The organism is Pantoea sp. Nvir, from assembly GCF_009829915.1.
Lineage (GTDB): Bacteria > Pseudomonadota > Gammaproteobacteria > Enterobacterales > Enterobacteriaceae > Pantoea.
Map to the genome: position 1 here is coordinate 15,056 of NZ_SZZW01000001.1, position 16,302 is coordinate 31,357.

At 40.5% G+C, this 16,302-nt stretch carries 14 protein-coding genes and 1 pseudogene; 11 read left to right on the plus strand and 4 right to left on the minus strand.

What is annotated here, in order from left to right; all coding sequences use genetic code 11:
- Nucleotides 1–763: 763 nt before the first annotated feature.
- The 7 genes and pseudogenes from rsxA (at nucleotide 764) to nth (ending at nucleotide 6,647) form a co-directional block, all read left to right on the plus strand.
- Nucleotides 764–1,345, plus strand: coding sequence for an electron transport complex subunit RsxA (rsxA, locus tag FD729_RS00055; RefSeq protein WP_159931274.1), 582 nt, complete (start codon nucleotides 764–766; stop codon nucleotides 1,343–1,345).
- Nucleotides 1,345–1,908, plus strand: coding sequence for an electron transport complex subunit RsxB (gene rsxB, locus FD729_RS00060; protein ID WP_370461846.1), 564 nt, complete (start codon nucleotides 1,345–1,347; stop codon nucleotides 1,906–1,908). Before rsxA ends, rsxB begins: the two co-directional genes overlap by 1 nt.
- A gap of 15 nt (nucleotides 1,909–1,923) precedes the next feature.
- Nucleotides 1,924–3,504: pseudogene (rsxC, locus tag FD729_RS00065) on the plus strand (electron transport complex subunit RsxC); the annotation flags it as partial.
- A 127-nt stretch (nucleotides 3,505–3,631) separates the two neighbouring features.
- Complete coding sequence (gene rsxD / locus FD729_RS00070; protein ID WP_159931276.1) at nucleotides 3,632–4,681, plus strand: electron transport complex subunit RsxD; 1,050 nt, start codon at nucleotides 3,632–3,634, stop codon at nucleotides 4,679–4,681.
- Nucleotides 4,682–4,688: 7 nt separating this feature from the next.
- The gene (gene rsxG / locus FD729_RS00075; protein ID WP_159931277.1) at nucleotides 4,689–5,321 is read left to right on the plus strand and encodes an electron transport complex subunit RsxG; all 633 of its coding nucleotides are present in this window, start codon (nucleotides 4,689–4,691) and stop codon (nucleotides 5,319–5,321) included.
- The gene (locus FD729_RS00080) at nucleotides 5,314–6,015 is read left to right on the plus strand and encodes an electron transport complex subunit E (RefSeq protein WP_159931278.1); all 702 of its coding nucleotides are present in this window, start codon (nucleotides 5,314–5,316) and stop codon (nucleotides 6,013–6,015) included. The genes rsxG and FD729_RS00080 overlap by 8 nt, the downstream gene beginning before the upstream one ends.
- Entirely contained in the window at nucleotides 6,012–6,647 is a 636-nt protein-coding gene (gene nth / locus FD729_RS00085; protein WP_159931279.1) for an endonuclease III, read from the plus strand. Before FD729_RS00080 ends, nth begins: the two co-directional genes overlap by 4 nt.
- 571 nt (nucleotides 6,648–7,218) lie before the next feature.
- On the opposite strand, the gene tyrS is transcribed toward nth, so the two are convergent.
- Nucleotides 7,219–8,496, minus strand: coding sequence for a tyrosine--tRNA ligase (gene tyrS, locus FD729_RS00090; RefSeq protein WP_159931280.1), 1,278 nt, complete (start codon nucleotides 8,494–8,496; stop codon nucleotides 7,219–7,221).
- Nucleotides 8,497–8,631: 135 nt separating this feature from the next.
- A complete protein-coding gene (pdxH, locus tag FD729_RS00095) occupies nucleotides 8,632–9,285 on the minus strand; it encodes a pyridoxamine 5'-phosphate oxidase (protein ID WP_159931281.1) in 654 nt (217 codons plus the stop codon).
- A gap of 298 nt (nucleotides 9,286–9,583) precedes the next feature.
- Between pdxH and FD729_RS00100 the strand changes: the two genes are divergently transcribed.
- Together FD729_RS00100 and rnt are read left to right on the plus strand one after the other, a co-directional pair.
- Entirely contained in the window at nucleotides 9,584–10,051 is a 468-nt protein-coding gene (locus tag FD729_RS00100; protein WP_159931282.1) for a glycine zipper 2TM domain-containing protein, read from the plus strand.
- A 1,076-nt stretch (nucleotides 10,052–11,127) separates the two neighbouring features.
- Entirely contained in the window at nucleotides 11,128–11,793 is a 666-nt protein-coding gene (rnt, locus tag FD729_RS00105; RefSeq protein WP_159931283.1) for a ribonuclease T, read from the plus strand.
- Nucleotides 11,794–11,820: 27 nt separating this feature from the next.
- On the opposite strand, the gene FD729_RS00110 is transcribed toward rnt, so the two are convergent.
- Complete coding sequence (locus tag FD729_RS00110) at nucleotides 11,821–12,153, minus strand: Grx4 family monothiol glutaredoxin (protein ID WP_159931284.1); 333 nt, start codon at nucleotides 12,151–12,153, stop codon at nucleotides 11,821–11,823.
- 721 nt (nucleotides 12,154–12,874) lie between these two features.
- On the opposite strand from FD729_RS00110, the gene cfa reads away from it, so the two are divergent.
- Nucleotides 12,875–14,023 (plus strand): cyclopropane fatty acyl phospholipid synthase, encoded by a 1,149-nt coding sequence (gene cfa, locus FD729_RS00115; protein ID WP_159931285.1) that lies wholly within the window; start codon nucleotides 12,875–12,877, stop codon nucleotides 14,021–14,023.
- 35 nt (nucleotides 14,024–14,058) lie between these two features.
- Here the strand turns inward: cfa and FD729_RS00120 are convergent, their stop codons facing one another.
- Nucleotides 14,059–14,706 (minus strand): riboflavin synthase subunit alpha, encoded by a 648-nt coding sequence (locus FD729_RS00120; RefSeq protein ID WP_159931594.1) that lies wholly within the window; start codon nucleotides 14,704–14,706, stop codon nucleotides 14,059–14,061.
- Nucleotides 14,707–14,899: 193 nt separating this feature from the next.
- Here FD729_RS00120 and FD729_RS00125 point away from each other — a divergent pair, with 193 nt between their 5' ends.
- Nucleotides 14,900–16,276, plus strand: coding sequence for an MATE family efflux transporter (locus tag FD729_RS00125; protein WP_159931286.1), 1,377 nt, complete (start codon nucleotides 14,900–14,902; stop codon nucleotides 16,274–16,276).
- Nucleotides 16,277–16,302 lie beyond the last annotated feature (26 nt).

The following is a 16,302-nucleotide window of genomic DNA, read 5'->3' on the forward strand; positions in this document are numbered from 1 at the left end:
GTTGTTTGCAAAAAATCTGTTGGGATTTTTACTCCCGCTAGGATGTCGCGCTATATACAAAGCATATCCACCGATGAAGGGATGATATTATAGTATAGTAAAGTGATTCGCATAAGAAGTAACCTTAAGCTCGTTTGTTTGTTTCAGGTATAGAAAAAGTAAGTTGGTATGCCAGTAGATAGGTTAGCCGCAAGCAACACAGCTAATGTGTAATTAAGTACTTAGTCGTGCAATATAACGGACGTTACTACACATAGGTAAATTTAACGCGCTCTGATAAGCAGCAGGTTGTAGCTCATTACTGAAGCGCATTAGTTAGATATATTTATGGAATGATTTAGATTGTTCTTTAAGAGTCTCCATGTCGTTCTCACTCAGTCATCCTCATAATTCGCATTTGTGCACTTTAAAAGAGTGGGGGAGGATATCCCACGCAATTTATTTTATACAAACCTTTATTAAAGTTTCTAACGATGGTAAGTAATACTTTATCTCCTACCTTATTATTTTTTCAACTCTGCATTTAATAGGTTGCGGTGTTAGTACTTTTCAGTGAACCCCCCTACTACAATATCAAGATATCAGCTATGCCGTTGATAGAGTAAGTAAGGATATTTATACTTGGTACGCACTCATAATGTGATATACATCACAATATTATTGTTCTGCGCCTGGACCATTCAGATCTTTTCTTCTAAGATGGACCCCGGCTGCACGGACTAAAATAAATTAGTCCGTAATATAATAAATAAATAGCGAAAAAATGACTTATTATGTGCTTCTGCTTATAAGCACCGTGCTAGTTAATAACTTTATTTTAGTGAAATTTCTCGGCCTTTGCCCCTTTATGGGTGTTTCCAAAAAATTGGAAACAACAATTAGTATGGGACTTGCTACTACCTTCGTTATTACATTAGCTACGATTTGCGCATGGCTGATGAATCACTTAATTTTAATTCCACTCGACCTAGTCTATCTGCGTCCCATGTCCTATATCTTGGTAATATCTATGGTTGTACAGCTCACAGAGATAGTCGTACGCAAAACCCACTCCTCTCTTTATCGCATGCTCGGCATCTTTCTGCCCTTGATAACAACGAACTGTGCTGTGCTTGGTGTACCTCTATTAAGTGCTAACCTCCACCATACCTTCCTACAGGAGGTCATCTATGGTTTCAGCGCCTCACTTGGTTTTTTGTTTGTAACAGTACTCTTCGCCGGGATACGTGAGCGTCTAGTACTAGCCAACGTTCCTGCACCTTTTAAGGGTTCCTCTATTGCACTAGTGACCGCTGGCTTAATGGCGCTTGCGTTCATGGGTTTTACAGGTTTATCAACATCCTGATGACTACAATCTGTAGTGCTATTATTTTTTTAAGCACTCTAAGCTTAGTATGTGGCGCATTGCTAGGTTACGCTTCGCGTCGTTTTAAAGTAAAAGAAGATCCTATAGTTGAACAAATTAATGGAATTCTGCCACAAAGTCAGTGTGGCCAGTGTGGTTATATTGGTTGCCTTCCCTATGCAGATGCGGTCGGTAACAACGGCGAAGCAATCAATAAATGTACACCAGGAGGTGAGCAGACCATGCTGAAGATGGCGTCACTGCTGAATGTAGAGCCTCAGCCTATCGACGGAAATGAGAAACTGACACAAGAAAGAGTGTACACCATTGCCTATATTGACGAGGAGAATTGCATCGGCTGCACCAAGTGCATACAAACCTGTCCAGTTGATGCCATTGTGGGCGCATCGCGAAGCATGCATACCATACTGAGTGACTTGTGCACTGGATGTGCTCTCTGCGTCATGTCATGTCCTACCAACTGTATTAAGATGTGTCCAGTGGCAACAACTACCCCACCGCCAATTAGAAATGGGATTTCTAAATCATGTCTCTGCGGGTAATACCGGTAACCATTTATGATTAATCTGTTAAACATGTTTCATAAAAAAGAAAAACTCTGGGATTTTCATGGAGGTATTCATCCGCCGGGGATGAAAATTCAATCTAACGGCACGCCTCTTAGACAGCTACCTCTGCCCGATCGGTTTATCATTCCATTAAACCAGTATATTTGCGATAAAAGTGAAGTATGCGTTAAACCAGGCGATCGTGTGCTACGCGGGGAGCCTCTAACCTTTTTTAATAACCATGTATTGCCTATCCATGCACCAACCTCTGGTACTATTACCACCATCACTCAAAATACGATCGCACACCCTTCTAGATTCTCAGAACTTTGTATTTCTATGTTACCAGACGGAGAAGATCGTTGGATACCACTTGATCCAATTGCAGATTATTACCAGAGAGAGAAAGTGTATATTGTACAGCGCATTCATAATGCTGGCATTGTAGGTCTAGGTGGTGCAGGCTTTCCAACCGCCACCAAGCTGCGCACCGGGCTGCATAATATAAAAACTCTGATTATCAATGCTGCCGAATGCGAGCCTTACATCACTGCCGACGATCGTCTAATGCAGGACTGTGCTATCGAAATCATTGAGGGCATTCGTATTCTCGCGTGGGTATTGCAGGCCAAGCGTGTGCTGATTGGTATTGAAGATAATAAGCCGGAAGCTATCCTTGCACTAAAAGAGGCTCTAGGCAATGAGCGCGATTTGCAACTCCGCGTTATTCCAACGAAGTATCCATCAGGCGGTGCAAAACAGCTGACTAAAATTCTAACTGGATTGGAAGTGCCACACAACGGACATTCTAGTGAGATTGGAGTTTTAATGCAAAACGTCAGCACAGCTTGGGCAGTAAAAAGGGCGATTATCAACGGCGAACCGCTGACCGAGCGTGTAGTCACCTTAACAGGTGAGGAAATTGCACACCCATGTAACGTTTGGAGCCGTATAGGTACTCCCGTTAGCCATCTTTTGCACCAAGTTGGTTTTAACCCTAACACGTGTCAGACAGTTATTATGGGTGGCCCATTCATGGGTATACCTTTGTTGTCGTTAGACGTTCCAATAGTTAAAATCACTAACTGTATATTTGCTCCTTCCTCCGGTGAGATGGGGCACAACCGAAAGGAACGCCCGTGCATTCGCTGTGCAGCTTGTGCCGAAGCCTGCCCAGCTAATTTGCTACCACAGCAACTTTACTGGTATAGCCAAGGTGGCGATCACGATAAAGCGCGCACGCACCATATCGATGATTGTATTGAGTGCGGCGTTTGTACCTATATCTGTCCAAGCAATATTCCTCTAGTACAATATTACCGTCAGGAAAAATCCAAGATACGAGTCATCGATCTTGAAAAGCAACGAATCTCCCAAACGAAAGCACGTTTTGAAGCACGTCAAGCTCGTCTGGAAAGAAAAAAACTATCGACAGCAAAATTTATAGCTCCAGACTTCGCCAAAACGAAAGCGGAGATTCATGTACTAAACTGTCAGATCGAAAATTCTCGTAAAAATAATGCAGCAAAAGTAGCTACTGCTATTGCTCGTGCGAAAGCGAAAAAAGCTACTGTAACGCAAAAAATAGAAAGGGAAGTTATAAAATTAAATATAAATATTAAAAATAATGACGTATGTCCGTCAGATGATACTAGTCAAGTACCCGACACAGCCTCTAGGACTAAAATATAGTTACCGTTGATATTTGGGAAATAAAATGTCTCTGCATATCGCAAGTTCTTCTTATATCCACAACCGCCGCAGTACTGGCAAGATTATGCTGCTAGTAGTGTTAGCAACCATGCCCGGCTTTTTTATACAGTGTTATTTTTTTGGTTACGGCAGCTTTGTACAGGTGCTTCTAGCCGTGCTAACAGCATGTCTGGCGGAAGCAGCGATTCTAAAACTGCGTAAGATTTCAGTAATGTCGCAGATAACAGATAACTCCGCTTTATTGACTGCTGTACTTATCGGCGTCAGTTTACCTCCAATAACGCCATGGTGGATAGTAGTGATTGGAACTATTTTCGCCATTGTAATAGCTAAACAACTGTACGGTGGACTAGGACAAAATCTATTTAACCCAGCCATGGTTGGTTACGTAGTACTTCTAATCTCCTTCCCATTAAAAATGACCAGTTGGCCAACTCCTAATGAATTACAAGTGATGAAAGCAAGTCTACTAGATTCATTAAGCATGATTTTTACTGGCCATACACTGTTGGGGGATACGATACAACAGCTACAACTTGGCGTAGACGGTATCAGTCAGGCTACGCCACTAGATAACTTTAAGACTGAATTGCATGCAGGACATAGCGCAGATCAAATATTAGCCCAACCAATCTATACCGACGTATTATCAAGTCAGTGGGTAAATATCGGATATTTAGCCGGTGGCCTCTTTCTACTGTGGAAAAATGTAATTCGTTGGCATATCCCCGCAGCGATACTGCTAGCTTTGATATTGTGTTCCACGTTTGGTTGGATAATTTCTCCAAAGAATCTTTACACGCCGTTTATTCATCTCTTCTCTGGGGCTACTATGCTTGGTGCTTTTTTCATAGCTACTGATCCGGTCACAGCCTCTACTACTAACGGCGGTCGTCTTATCTATGGTGCACTAATTGGTATACTACTGTGGATAATACGCAGTTTTGGCAGCTATCCTGATGGCGTTGCTTTTGCCGTGCTTCTGGCTAATATCTGTGTGCCACTGATCGATTACTACACACAGCCGCGCGTTTACGGCCATCGGCAGAAGTGATTATTGGATGCTTGAGACTATTTATAAAAATGCGGTTACCTTGGCGATCTTTTCTATCTTCACTACCGGCTTAACCGCAGTAGTTAATGATATCACTAAGCCAATTATTGCGCGCAATATTGCACTTAAACAGAAACATTTGCTGAATCAGGTGATGAATCTGGATCTGTATGATAATCAGACTCAACTTGAGTGTTATTTTGTTACTGATCCCGCTTTAGGTAATACTACACCACATCATCTCTATTTAGCAAGAAAAGGAGATCAGATATCTGCTACCGCACTTGAGACCACTGTGCCAGATGGTTATGCTGGTGTCATTCAAATGTTAGTGGGCGCCGATTTTCATGGCAAGGTGCTCGGTGTACGTGTGATTGAACATCACGAAACTCCTGGCCTCGGTGATAAAATTGATCTGAGTATTTCCAATTGGATTAATAGTTTTAACGGTAAGGTGATACAAAGTGCCGATGATAAATCCTTTGCAGTGAAGAAAGATGGAGGTGACTTTGACCAATTTACTGGCGCTACTATTACACCGCGCGCAGTGATCAACGCCACTAAACGTACTGCTTTATTAATTGAAACCCTGAGAGATAAGCTTTCATTACTGCCAGAATGTGGAGACACACATGAGTGAGGTTACAAATTTACTAATTAGCGGTTTGTGGAAAAACAATGTTGCGCTGGTGCAATTATTAGGGCTCTGTCCACTTCTGGCTGTTACCTCGACGGCAACTAACGCACTGAGTCTAGGATTAGCTACTACTCTAGTGTTAACAACTACCAATAGCGTGATTTCTGCTGTACGCCGTTGGATACCGTCAGAGATTCGAATACCTATCTACATAATGATTATTTCTGCGGTGGTTAGTTGTGTACAGATGCTCATTAACGCTTACTTCTACATCCTCTATGATTCACTTGGTATCTTTATTCCTCTGATCGTCACTAACTGTGTTGTGGTAGGTCGTGCCGAAGTCGTAGCTTCTAAAAACAATGTTTTGCTTTCAGCGACTGATGGATTTGCCATAGGTATGGGAGCGACCTGTGCAATGGTCATGCTTGGCTTAATGCGTGAGCTAATCGGAAGTGGGGAGGTATTCAACGGCGTAGATAAGCTGCTTGGCCCCTGGGCCAAAGCGCTACATATAAAATGTATGTATTTAGATTCACCAATGCTTCTAGCGATGCTACCGCCAGGCGCTTTTATCGGGTTAGGTATGATGCTAGCCGCGAAACACCTAATTAATCATGCCGCCACGTCGTGGCACTGTAAACGCGGTGGTAGTAAAGAAAAGCATATACATACACATGTGGAAAAAGCAATATGAACCAGACGAAGCGTATAAAAATCCTTAGTCGGCTTCGGGAGCAGAATCCTTATCCAACTACCGAACTTAATTTTACTTCTCCATTTGAGTTGTTAATTGCAGTACTATTGTCAGCACAAGCAACCGACTTGAGGGTTAATCAGGCTACGGCAAAGCTCTATCTTGTTGCCAACACGCCTGCCGCAATGCTAGCAATCGGCTTTGAAGGCATAAAGGAATATATTAAAACTATCGGACTATTTAACATTAAAGCAAAAAATGTGATCAAAACATGCCATATCTTATTAGAACAGCACAATGGTACAGTACCGAAAGATCGTATCGCGCTAGAGGCCTTGCCCGGTGTCGGACGTAAGACTGCCAATGTGGTACTAAATACTGCCTTTGGCTATCCGACAATTGCCGTCGATACTCATACTTTCCGTGTTAGTAACCGCACTGGTTTTGCGCTAGGCAAAAACGTAGAAGCAGTCGAAGAGACACTGCTAAAGGTAGTACCGCAGGCATTCAAGGTTAACTGTCATCACTGGCTAGTCCTCCATGGTCGTTATACCTGCTTAGCTCGTAAGCCGCGCTGTGGTACCTGCCTCATTCAAGATCTATGCGAGTACCTAGATAAAACGAAAAAATGAATAAGTTTTATACTCTTGTTGTTTTTAAGTGATTAACAGCGCCAAATATTTCAGTAAAGTTTATATATTTTTATTGAAATCTAGTTAACAGGAATATAATTTCCCAAAATTTATTTGAAATGATAGATCATTTTCTTATATATATATTGTAGCTTATAGGACATTGCACGTTACAGTGATGGAGTTGTTACAATATTTTTCGTAAAAATACTTTAAATTTCTTTATTTTTGCATATGTCAAATTTCTCAAAATTATCATCATCTAAAATAAATAACATATAATATTTATTAGACACATTAAGGGACATTAATTCTGGATTTCATATCTTTAAAAAGATAAAGGCGCTAATAATACTCTTTATTGTGTTACAGCAGATTAGTATCCCCACCGTTGTTTATTACCAATACTGATCCCTAATCACCTCTAAACCATATTCAAATAGAGAGGGATCCGTAGTTAGAACTTAAAATCCATAAAAATTTTCTGTAAATCTAATAAATGTGTTCTTGCATTATTAAATTATAATAATAATATTTCTCTCTAAGAGATGAAATACTTTTCATTAAATGTTTATAGCCAAACTATCAGGCAGTAATTTTTTTTACCGCGTCGTAGCAACGCATAGCGCCCAAACAGCTTATCAGTGTCTCTAAAGTGGTATTCTGAATTTGACTGTTTTTTGCCATTAAGGATAATTGCATTAGAGCATATCATCGTGCGTGCCTGACTGCGCGACGGCGCTAGTTTAGAGTTGACTAGCGCTTGCTGAAGATCATCTTCTGGACTCAGCTGGATAGCTGGCATACCGGTGCTCCGTGCTAGCTGCTCGAAATCTGCTTTAGTTATTTCATTTAGCTCATCTGAAAACAAACTTTTAGTTATACGTTTTGCTGCTGTTAGGCCCTCTTCACCGTGCACTAATCGAGTTATTTTCTCAGCAAGTATATACTGTGCACGCGGTGTTTTACCACTATGATTATCCTCTTCTTCTAATGCATTGATCTCTTCAAGACTCAAAAAGGTGAAGAATCTTAGGAAGCGGTAGACATCGGCATCTGAAGTGTTAATCCAGAACTGATAAAAATTGTATGGGCTGGTTTTCTTCGCATCTAGCCATACGGTACCGCCCTCAGTTTTACCGAATTTAGTACCATCATATTTGGTGATTAAAGGCATCGTCAAGCCAAAGACCTGTTTTTTTAAAAGTCTCCTTGTTAAATCAATACCAGATACAATATTGCCCCACTGATCAGAACCACCAATTTGCAGTGAAACATCGTAAATCCTATTAAGTTCTGCAAAATCATATCCTTGTAATAAGTTATAAGAGAACTCGGTAAAAGATATACCTTGGGAATCACGTTTAATACGTTGTTTAACTGCTTCTTTGTTAATCATCTGATTCACAGAGAAGTGTTTTCCAATATCGCGTAGGAAAGTTAGTACATTCATGCTACTGAACCAGTCGTAGTTGTTGGCTATGATTGCACTGTTATCGCCACAGTTAAAATCGAGGAAAGGTGCCACTTGCTTACGAATTTTTTCGACCCACTCAGAAACAGTTTTGCTGGTATTGAGTTTACGTTCTACTGCTTTAAAGCTAGGATCGCCAATCAGTCCCGTCGCTCCACCCACCAACACAATTGGTTTGTGTCCGGAATTCTGAAAACGTTTCAGGCAGAGCAAAGGTATCAGATGGCCTAAATGTAGGCTATCTGCGGTGGGGTCAAAACCACAATAGAGAGAAATCGGCCCTTGTGCTAGTTTCTCTTCTAACCTTTCCTTGTCTGTTATTTGGGTAATTAAACCACGTTTGTGCAATTGTTGTATCAGGTTACTCCTGGTCATCACTGACTCCAAATTAATCAGACTGCAATTGTTCTGGTATACAACTTTATGCTGTGTTACGGAAAAGAAAATAGTGCCATAACATAAAGTACCAGACTCTTCTATACCACTCTAAAAGACAATATAAACAAATTCTTATGGAGATAAACGATCTATTGTCCAGCAGTTGACGGCTCTTTGGTAGATAAAGCGGTCATGTAGACGATGTTTGCCTCCTTGCCAAAATTCCATGGTATAGAATTTAACTCGGTACCCTCCCCAAAAACTCGGCAGAGGAACCTTCTCCTGAAATTTTTTCTTTAATTCAATAAACTTACTTTCCAATACGTCGCGAGACGCAATACTGCACGACTGGTGTGATACCCAAGCACTAATCTGACTGTCGCGCGGGCGGGTGTAAAAATATTTTAATACTTCAATCGGCGTTAGTTTTTCTGCCTCTCCTAATATCATTACTTGGCGTTCTAGAAAATTCCAATGAAAATGCAGTGAAATGCGCGCATTATTAACTAGCTGCTGAGCTTTACGGCTGCATAAATTGGTATAGAATACCAGGCCTTCATTGTCATAGTGCTTAAGCAAAACAATGCGCTGGTAAGGCTGACCATGTGCATCCACTGTTGCTACAGTCATGGCTGTGGGATCGGGTAACTGAGCTGCACATGCTTGTCGTAACCAAGTTTGAAATAGGGCCAGTGGATGATTTGGCAGATCCTTACGCCGTAGCCCGCTACGTGTGTATTCCCGCCGCAGATTAGCAATTGCTTGTAGCGACTGATTATCACTCATTTTGTTTACTCACTTTATTACGTTAACTATCAAAGTACAGCTAGCAGTCATTAACAATGATTTAATCTTTACACTGACAGATGTACCATTTTCTTTAAAAGAAAATAGATTATTTATATCTATGTAGCATTCTAGATGCTGAAACTATTCTTCTTATATTTTCAATATTGTCAATGGATTACTTTCTATAACTGAGATAAATTACTTCACTATTTCAACCTTAATTTAAGTTGTGTCCTATACTATTTAAAGGATTTCGCACTTCGTGTGGTGCTTTCTTTAAAAAAAGGAGTTGAAAATGATTCAAAGTTTCGTTGCGGCCACAGTAGTTGGCATTACTTTAGTGGGTTGTGCTAATACTAGTAATTTATCAGGTGATGCTTATAGTGCTAGTGCAGCCAAGCAGATTCAAAGTGTCTCTTATGGCACGCTGATATCGGTGCGCCCAGTAAATATTCATGGCAATGATGACAATAATCTCATCGGTACTATCGGTGGTGCTGTACTAGGGGGTTTCCTTGGTAACACTATCGGTAGCGGAACCGGACGTAGCCTTGCTACTGCAGGGGGTGCAATTGCTGGCGGTCTAGCGGGCCAGGGTGTTCAGGGCGCTATCAATAAAACTAAAGGCGTTGAGCTGGAAATCCGCAAAGATGACGGTACTACTATTATGGTAGTGCAGCAACAAGCGGCGAACCGCTATTCCGTCGGCCAGCGTGTGGCGTTGGCGCTTAATGGTACCCAGCTAACTGTTTCTCCACGCTAAACTAACCTCTAAAAAAACGAAATGGTGGCATTGGTGCTTTATTCTCAGGAAGCATAATAATGACATTAGAGAATATTGTTTCTAGACTGATAATTAAAATTATTAGTTTAGTGGGTTAAATGATGACTGATTATGTAAAGAATATCATCACGTATAGTGAAGGTCATATTTCCAAGTATATTCGACATAAGCTCTGCTGATCATTGTTTCAGTTTAAGAAATTTTGTGCGATACTATTTGGCATTCAAGCAGAATGCTTAAGCAATCTTTTTTACACACTGATCTATTGTAACCATTGCCTTTGTCATATAAATCTGCGACTATGTCTGTGGTAGCGGATGAACTCTGTGTAAAGTATAACTCCCATCCTCATCCAATGAGAATGCTTAAGACATCCATGAACTAACGCATGCTGGGTGCGTATGAATCTTCGAAAAATCTGTTCAATGGAGTGAACCTCTTTCATGTTTTTATCATTGGGTTATTAACTATCCAGAAAAATTTTACACTATTCCGCAAATTTATAAGACAAGTTACAAACTATACAAAATGGTGACAAATAGCTAAATATTTCTATATTTCTTGCGAGTGAACTGAATAACTAATTTGTGTTCAGTACCTAGCTGTTATAGCTTTGCCATTTAGTATCGTTCTATGTAACGTATGAGTGGTGGTGAAGATTAGAATGCAATATAAGGGTATTTGTGCGTTCAATTTACACCATAATGATGTATTGACATACTATGTTACATAGGAAATACAAAACAAAAATCAATTCTGGCTTCGTGTGTGAGCTACACAGAAAAAAGCAAAGACACTGTATTGTGGAGACGTAGGAGATGTTGCTGCATTGTATCATTACTTGTAATGTGGAAGTAAGTCTTCCAAGTTAAAGATGGAGAGAAACCACTATTATCATCTTGGTTAAAAATTCGCATACAAATCACTGATTGAAAACAAGTATACCAGACACAGCCTAGATAATAAAGGTGGTAGGCTGAGGTCTTCCGTTCTGCTGCATCCTCCTCTTTTTTTTGCCATAATACGCGTTGCTTACTTCTTGCTACGAGATGCTAATGTCTGAAATTAACTCCCTAAACGCACTAAACCAACGTTTCCGAGGTTTTTATCCTGTGGTGATTGATATTGAGACCGCAGGCTTTAACGCGCAGACCGATGCTCTGCTAGAGATTGCTGCCACCACGTTGAAAATGGATAAGGAAGGCTGGCTGCACCGTGATCAGACGCTGCATTTCCACGTTGAGCCTTTTGAAGGTGCACTCCTTCATCCTGAGGCGCTAGCATTTACCGGTATTGATCCTAGTGATCCGCTACGCGGCGCGGTCAGCGAGTATGAAGCACTGCATGCTATTTTCAAAATGACTCGTAAAGGCATTAAAGATCAATGTTGCAATCGCGCTATTATGGTAGCACATAACGCGACTTTTGATTTGAATTTTATGATGGCGGCCGCTGGACGTGTTGGACTGAAGCGTAATCCTTTTCATCTATTCGCTACCTTTGATACAGCGGCGCTGAGCGGATTAGTGCTGGGGCAAACAGTGCTCGCAAAAGCCTGTAAAGCAGTTGGTATGAGTTTTGACAGCACGCAGGCGCATTCAGCACTCTACGATACCGAACAGACGGCAACGCTTTTCTGTGAATTAGTAAATAGATGGAAAAGACTAGGAGGGTGGCCGCTGCCGATCGTGGACACAGGCGACGAGACTACGTCGGGTTAAGCCATTAAAAGAAACTTCTGTTTTATTCTACATTTGTGTTTTTTTTTTCGCAGTCTGGGTAATTAACAACTGCAATTCGCCGTTCTTGAACATATCAACGATGATATCACAGCCGCCAATCAATTCACCGTCAACCCATAACTGCGGAAATGTTGGCCAATTGGCATACTTCGGCAACTCTGCGCGAATATCTGGGTTCTGCAGAATATCTACGTAAGTAAAACTCTCACTACAGGCAGACAACACCTGTACCACTTGCGCAGAAAAACCGCAACTTGGCTGCTGAGGGGATCCTTTCATGTATAGCAAGATTGGATTTTCTGCGATTTGGCGCTGAATTTTTTCTACTACAGTATTCATAATGTGCCTTCCTTAATATAAGTTTATTTATCGTAGAGGTCGCAATCCTATTGCTGAAACGATAATTTTTCATTAGCCCAGTGAAATTATTATTTTTTTACTTTATTTCATAAATAAAAATTTTTATAAATAAAATAAAAATATAAGTTGTTATTAACTGATAAGAATGATGATTCTATCATCATGCTTACGGATACTTATTACTTAAGTTAATTACAACTATGGAACAGATTAATAGAAAAATAAATTAGAACATCCTTTCTAAGATACCTTTTACCACATAAAAAAGAGGAGGAACATTTAACAAGATTATTTTCTGCAATCTTTTAGACGACTAAAGTACGAATATAATTATTAAAAATAAACAACCTGAATAGCCTGAAGGCTATTCAAACAAGCGCATTGTCGAATGATAGAAACGACGGGTTTAAATCTGTGAGCATCCCCTCTTTTCATTCCATGAACTATAGATGAATTCAGTGATGCATGAATTTTGGCATTTATTAGACTCTGTAAATAAACTTTTTATTACCCAAATTAGGTTGTATTTACGTTATCCGCACGATAACTTCATATACTATCAGACCTCTATGTACAGAGTCAATTTTTTAGAAAAATTTAGATGTCATGTACAGATAGCAAGTCGTGACTTTTCTCATAATTTTAAAGAAATTGACTATGCTTTTCCTCAGGTTTAAAGAAGGCGGGTGATGAGGAAGCTATGAATTCATTATCTACAGAAGAAGTAAGACAGGATAATAATTATTATTATCGCATTATTCACAAGATGCTAGAAAAAGCAGATATTGAAATTAACGGCAGTCGTCCATGGGATATAAAAATTAAACATCCTGATTTTTTTAAACGTGTAATCCAGGTAGGCTCACTTGGCCTTGGCGAAGCTTATATGGATGGATGGTGGGAATGCGAACGGTTAGATATATTTTTTCATCGTGTACTAAAGCACAAACTAAACGAACAATTGCCGCATTACTTCAAAGATACACTGCGTGCAGCAGCGGCGCGTCTTACCAACTTGCAGTCAAAGAAACGCTCGTGGATAGTAGGTAAAGAACATTACGATATTGGTAATGATGTATTCTCACTAATGCTCGATCCCTATATGCAGTACTCATGTGCTTACTGGATAAAAGCTGACACACTAGAACAGGCTCAGGAAGCAAAACTCGATATGATTTGTCGTAAACTACAGCTTGAACCTAACATGAAGCTACTAGATATCGGCTGCGGATGGGGCGGTCTAGCCGCCTACGCTGCACGTAACTACGGCGCTATTGTGTATGGTGTAACAGTCTCGTCAAAGCAACAAAAGCTAGCGCAGCAACTTTGCAAAGGACTTGATATCACCATTGTGTTACAGGATTATAGAGATCTCCACCAGCAGTTTGACCGTATTGTTTCAGTCGGCATGTTCGAGCACGTTGGTCCCAAAAACTATGCAACTTATTTTGATATAGTGCGTCGTAATTTAAAATCTGATGGTCTTTTTCTGCTACATACTATCGGAGCACTCCGCACTAATATGAATATCGACCCTTGGATCGATAAATACATATTCCCCAACGGTTGTCTGCCGTCAGTCCGACATATTGCGAATGCCAGTGAATCATATTTTATTCTTGAAGACTGGCATAATTTTGGAGCCGATTATGATACTACACTGATGGCTTGGTATGCCCGTTTTACTAAAGCATGGCCACAATTGTCAAAGAAATATGACGAACGCTTTAAACTCATGTTTAGTTATTATCTTAATTCTTGCGCTGGTGCATTTCGTGCTCGTAATATTCATCTATGGCAGGTAGTATTTAGCCGAGGTGTAAAAGGCGGCGTACTCGTTGTACGCTAAATCATAAAATAAATGAAGACACTTTAGAACTCTTTCTAAAGTGCTTTTTCATTGTCGTAAAGTGCAGGAGATATTGCAGAGACTCTACGCTGTGCTAACGTACATTCGAAGATGGCTTGTACATATGCATCAATTTCAATATTAACGCGTTGTCCTAATTCTTTGGGACCGAGAGTAGTTCGCTCTAAAGTCTCTGGAATTAAATAAACACAAAATTTGCTTTTTTTTACATCCCCCACGGTCAGACTTATCCCATCAATACCGATAAAACCCTTATGTAAAATATATTTCATCTGCGACTGATCGTGAATTTTAAACCAGACTTCACGGTTATTCTCTAGCTGGATAATTTTGCAAATTTCTGCAGTAGTCACAATATGACCAGACATTAAATGGCCACCGATCTCATCACTAAATTTTGCTGCACGTTCAACATTCACTAAATCTCCCTTATGGAGATCACCTAAATTAGTAACACGCAAGGTTTCTTGAATTAAATCGAAACCAACATAATTACCCTCAATAGTAGTGACTGTTAAACAACAGCCATTATGGGCGACCGACGCTCCCAATGCCAGACCAGACAGTAACATTTCTGGAAACTCTACAACATAGGTACGAAATGACTCTTTTTCTTCAACGGACACAATCTTTGCCATGCCCTGTACAATGCCAGTAAACATAGTGTAAGTCTCTCTGAAATTATTCATAGCTTATATCACAGAGTAACGCGTAAAATTATTACTATTATCACGTTAACTTTACAAGAAAAATATAAAGCACAGTATGACAAAATTTGGTGAATCTCGTTAAGCCGGTTACACTAGTCTCATATTTTACTACATGGTTTTATAATTTAATTACATAGGTGTAAACGTGCAGAATTATTTAATAGAAGCGCGTCAATTACTTGCCCTTGCAATTCCAGTGATTCTTTCTCAGGTAGCACAAACTGCAATGGGATTTGTAGATACTATTATGGCCGGTGGAGTCAGTACCACCGATATGGCAGCTGTCGCAATCGGTACTTCTATTTGGCTTCCGGCAATTTTGTTTGGCCATGGTCTTTTACTTGCATTAACGCCTACCGTTGCGCAACTCAACGGCTCAGGGCGCTACGAATGCATTGTTGAACAGGTTAGACAAGCTTACTGGCTAGCGTTTTTAGTCTCTATTTTCATTATGGTGGTGTTATGGAATTCAGGATACCTTATTCACATTATGCACAATATTGATGAAAAACTCGCCCTGAATGCAGAAAATTATCTTAAAGCTTTGCTTTGGGGAACTCCTGGCTATCTTTTTTTTCAAGTAATACGTAATCAGTGGGAAGGGTTAGCGAATACTAAACCAGGGATGGTAATAGGCTTTATCGGCCTACTATTCAATATTTTGTTAAACTGGATATTCGTCTACGGCCATTGTGGTATGCCTGCGCTTGGCAGCGTAGGTTGCGGAATGGCGACCAGTTTAGTCTACTGGGTAATGTTTATAGTAATGCGGGTTTGGATGCATCATATGGATAATATGTGCACAATCCGCATTACTAAACGCTGGTCAGCTCCATCACGTGTAATACTGCAGCAACTTATATCGCTAGGGTTACCGGTAGCATTAGCACTTTTTTTTGAAGTGACTCTATTTGCTGTAGTCGCACTGATAGTATCGCCATCTGGCATTGTGGATGTCGCGGGGCATCAGATCGCACTGAATTTTAGTTCACTGATTTTCGTACTACCACTGTCATTAGGAGTTGCAACGACTATTCGTGTTGGGTTTCGTCTCGGACAGGGATCAGCGGAGCAAGCACGTGTAGCAGCTTGGACTGCACAAGGCGTTGGTATCTGTATGGCAGCTATCACTGCGCTATTTACTGTAATTTTTCGTTACCAAATTGCACTACTGTATAATGACAACTCAGAAGTAGTAACGCTAGCAGCACAATTAATGCTGCTAGCAGCATTCTACCAATTCTCAGACTCAATTCAGGTAATAGGCAGCGGTATTCTGCGTGGTTATAAAGATACACGCTCAATCTTCTTTATCACTTTGATTGCATATTGGCTATTAGGGCTTCCAATTGGCTATGCCCTCGCAATGACGGATTGGATCGTACCACACCGTGGTCCAGCTGGATTCTGGTGCGGTTTTATCATTGGTCTTACTGCGGCGGCAATCATGATTCTGTGGCGTATCCGTCACCTTCAACAGCTCCCTATACAAGTTATATTAGCGCGCTGCGCTCGTTTTTAGGAGTCATAGACTAAAAAAGTCTATGA

Excerpts from the sequence above, each read along its gene's own strand:
- rsxA (WP_159931274.1), top strand. The coding sequence starts at position 764 with ATGACTTATTATGTGCTTCTGCTTATAAGCACCGTGCTAGTTAATAAC.
- rsxB (WP_370461846.1), top strand. The coding sequence starts at position 1,345 with ATGACTACAATCTGTAGTGCTATTATTTTTTTAAGCACTCTAAGCTTA.
- rsxD (WP_159931276.1), top strand. The coding sequence starts at position 3,632 with ATGTCTCTGCATATCGCAAGTTCTTCTTATATCCACAACCGCCGCAGT.
- rsxG (WP_159931277.1), top strand. The coding sequence starts at position 4,689 with ATGCTTGAGACTATTTATAAAAATGCGGTTACCTTGGCGATCTTTTCT.
- FD729_RS00080 (WP_159931278.1), top strand. The coding sequence starts at position 5,314 with ATGAGTGAGGTTACAAATTTACTAATTAGCGGTTTGTGGAAAAACAAT.
- nth (WP_159931279.1), top strand. The coding sequence starts at position 6,012 with ATGAACCAGACGAAGCGTATAAAAATCCTTAGTCGGCTTCGGGAGCAG.
- tyrS (WP_159931280.1), bottom strand. The coding sequence starts at position 8,496 with ATGACCAGGAGTAACCTGATACAACAATTGCACAAACGTGGTTTAATT.
- pdxH (WP_159931281.1), bottom strand. The coding sequence starts at position 9,285 with ATGAGTGATAATCAGTCGCTACAAGCAATTGCTAATCTGCGGCGGGAA.
- FD729_RS00100 (WP_159931282.1), top strand. The coding sequence starts at position 9,584 with ATGATTCAAAGTTTCGTTGCGGCCACAGTAGTTGGCATTACTTTAGTG.
- rnt (WP_159931283.1), top strand. The coding sequence starts at position 11,128 with ATGTCTGAAATTAACTCCCTAAACGCACTAAACCAACGTTTCCGAGGT.
- FD729_RS00110 (WP_159931284.1), bottom strand. The coding sequence starts at position 12,153 with ATGAATACTGTAGTAGAAAAAATTCAGCGCCAAATCGCAGAAAATCCA.
- cfa (WP_159931285.1), top strand. The coding sequence starts at position 12,875 with ATGAATTCATTATCTACAGAAGAAGTAAGACAGGATAATAATTATTAT.
- FD729_RS00120 (WP_159931594.1), bottom strand. The coding sequence starts at position 14,706 with ATGTTTACTGGCATTGTACAGGGCATGGCAAAGATTGTGTCCGTTGAA.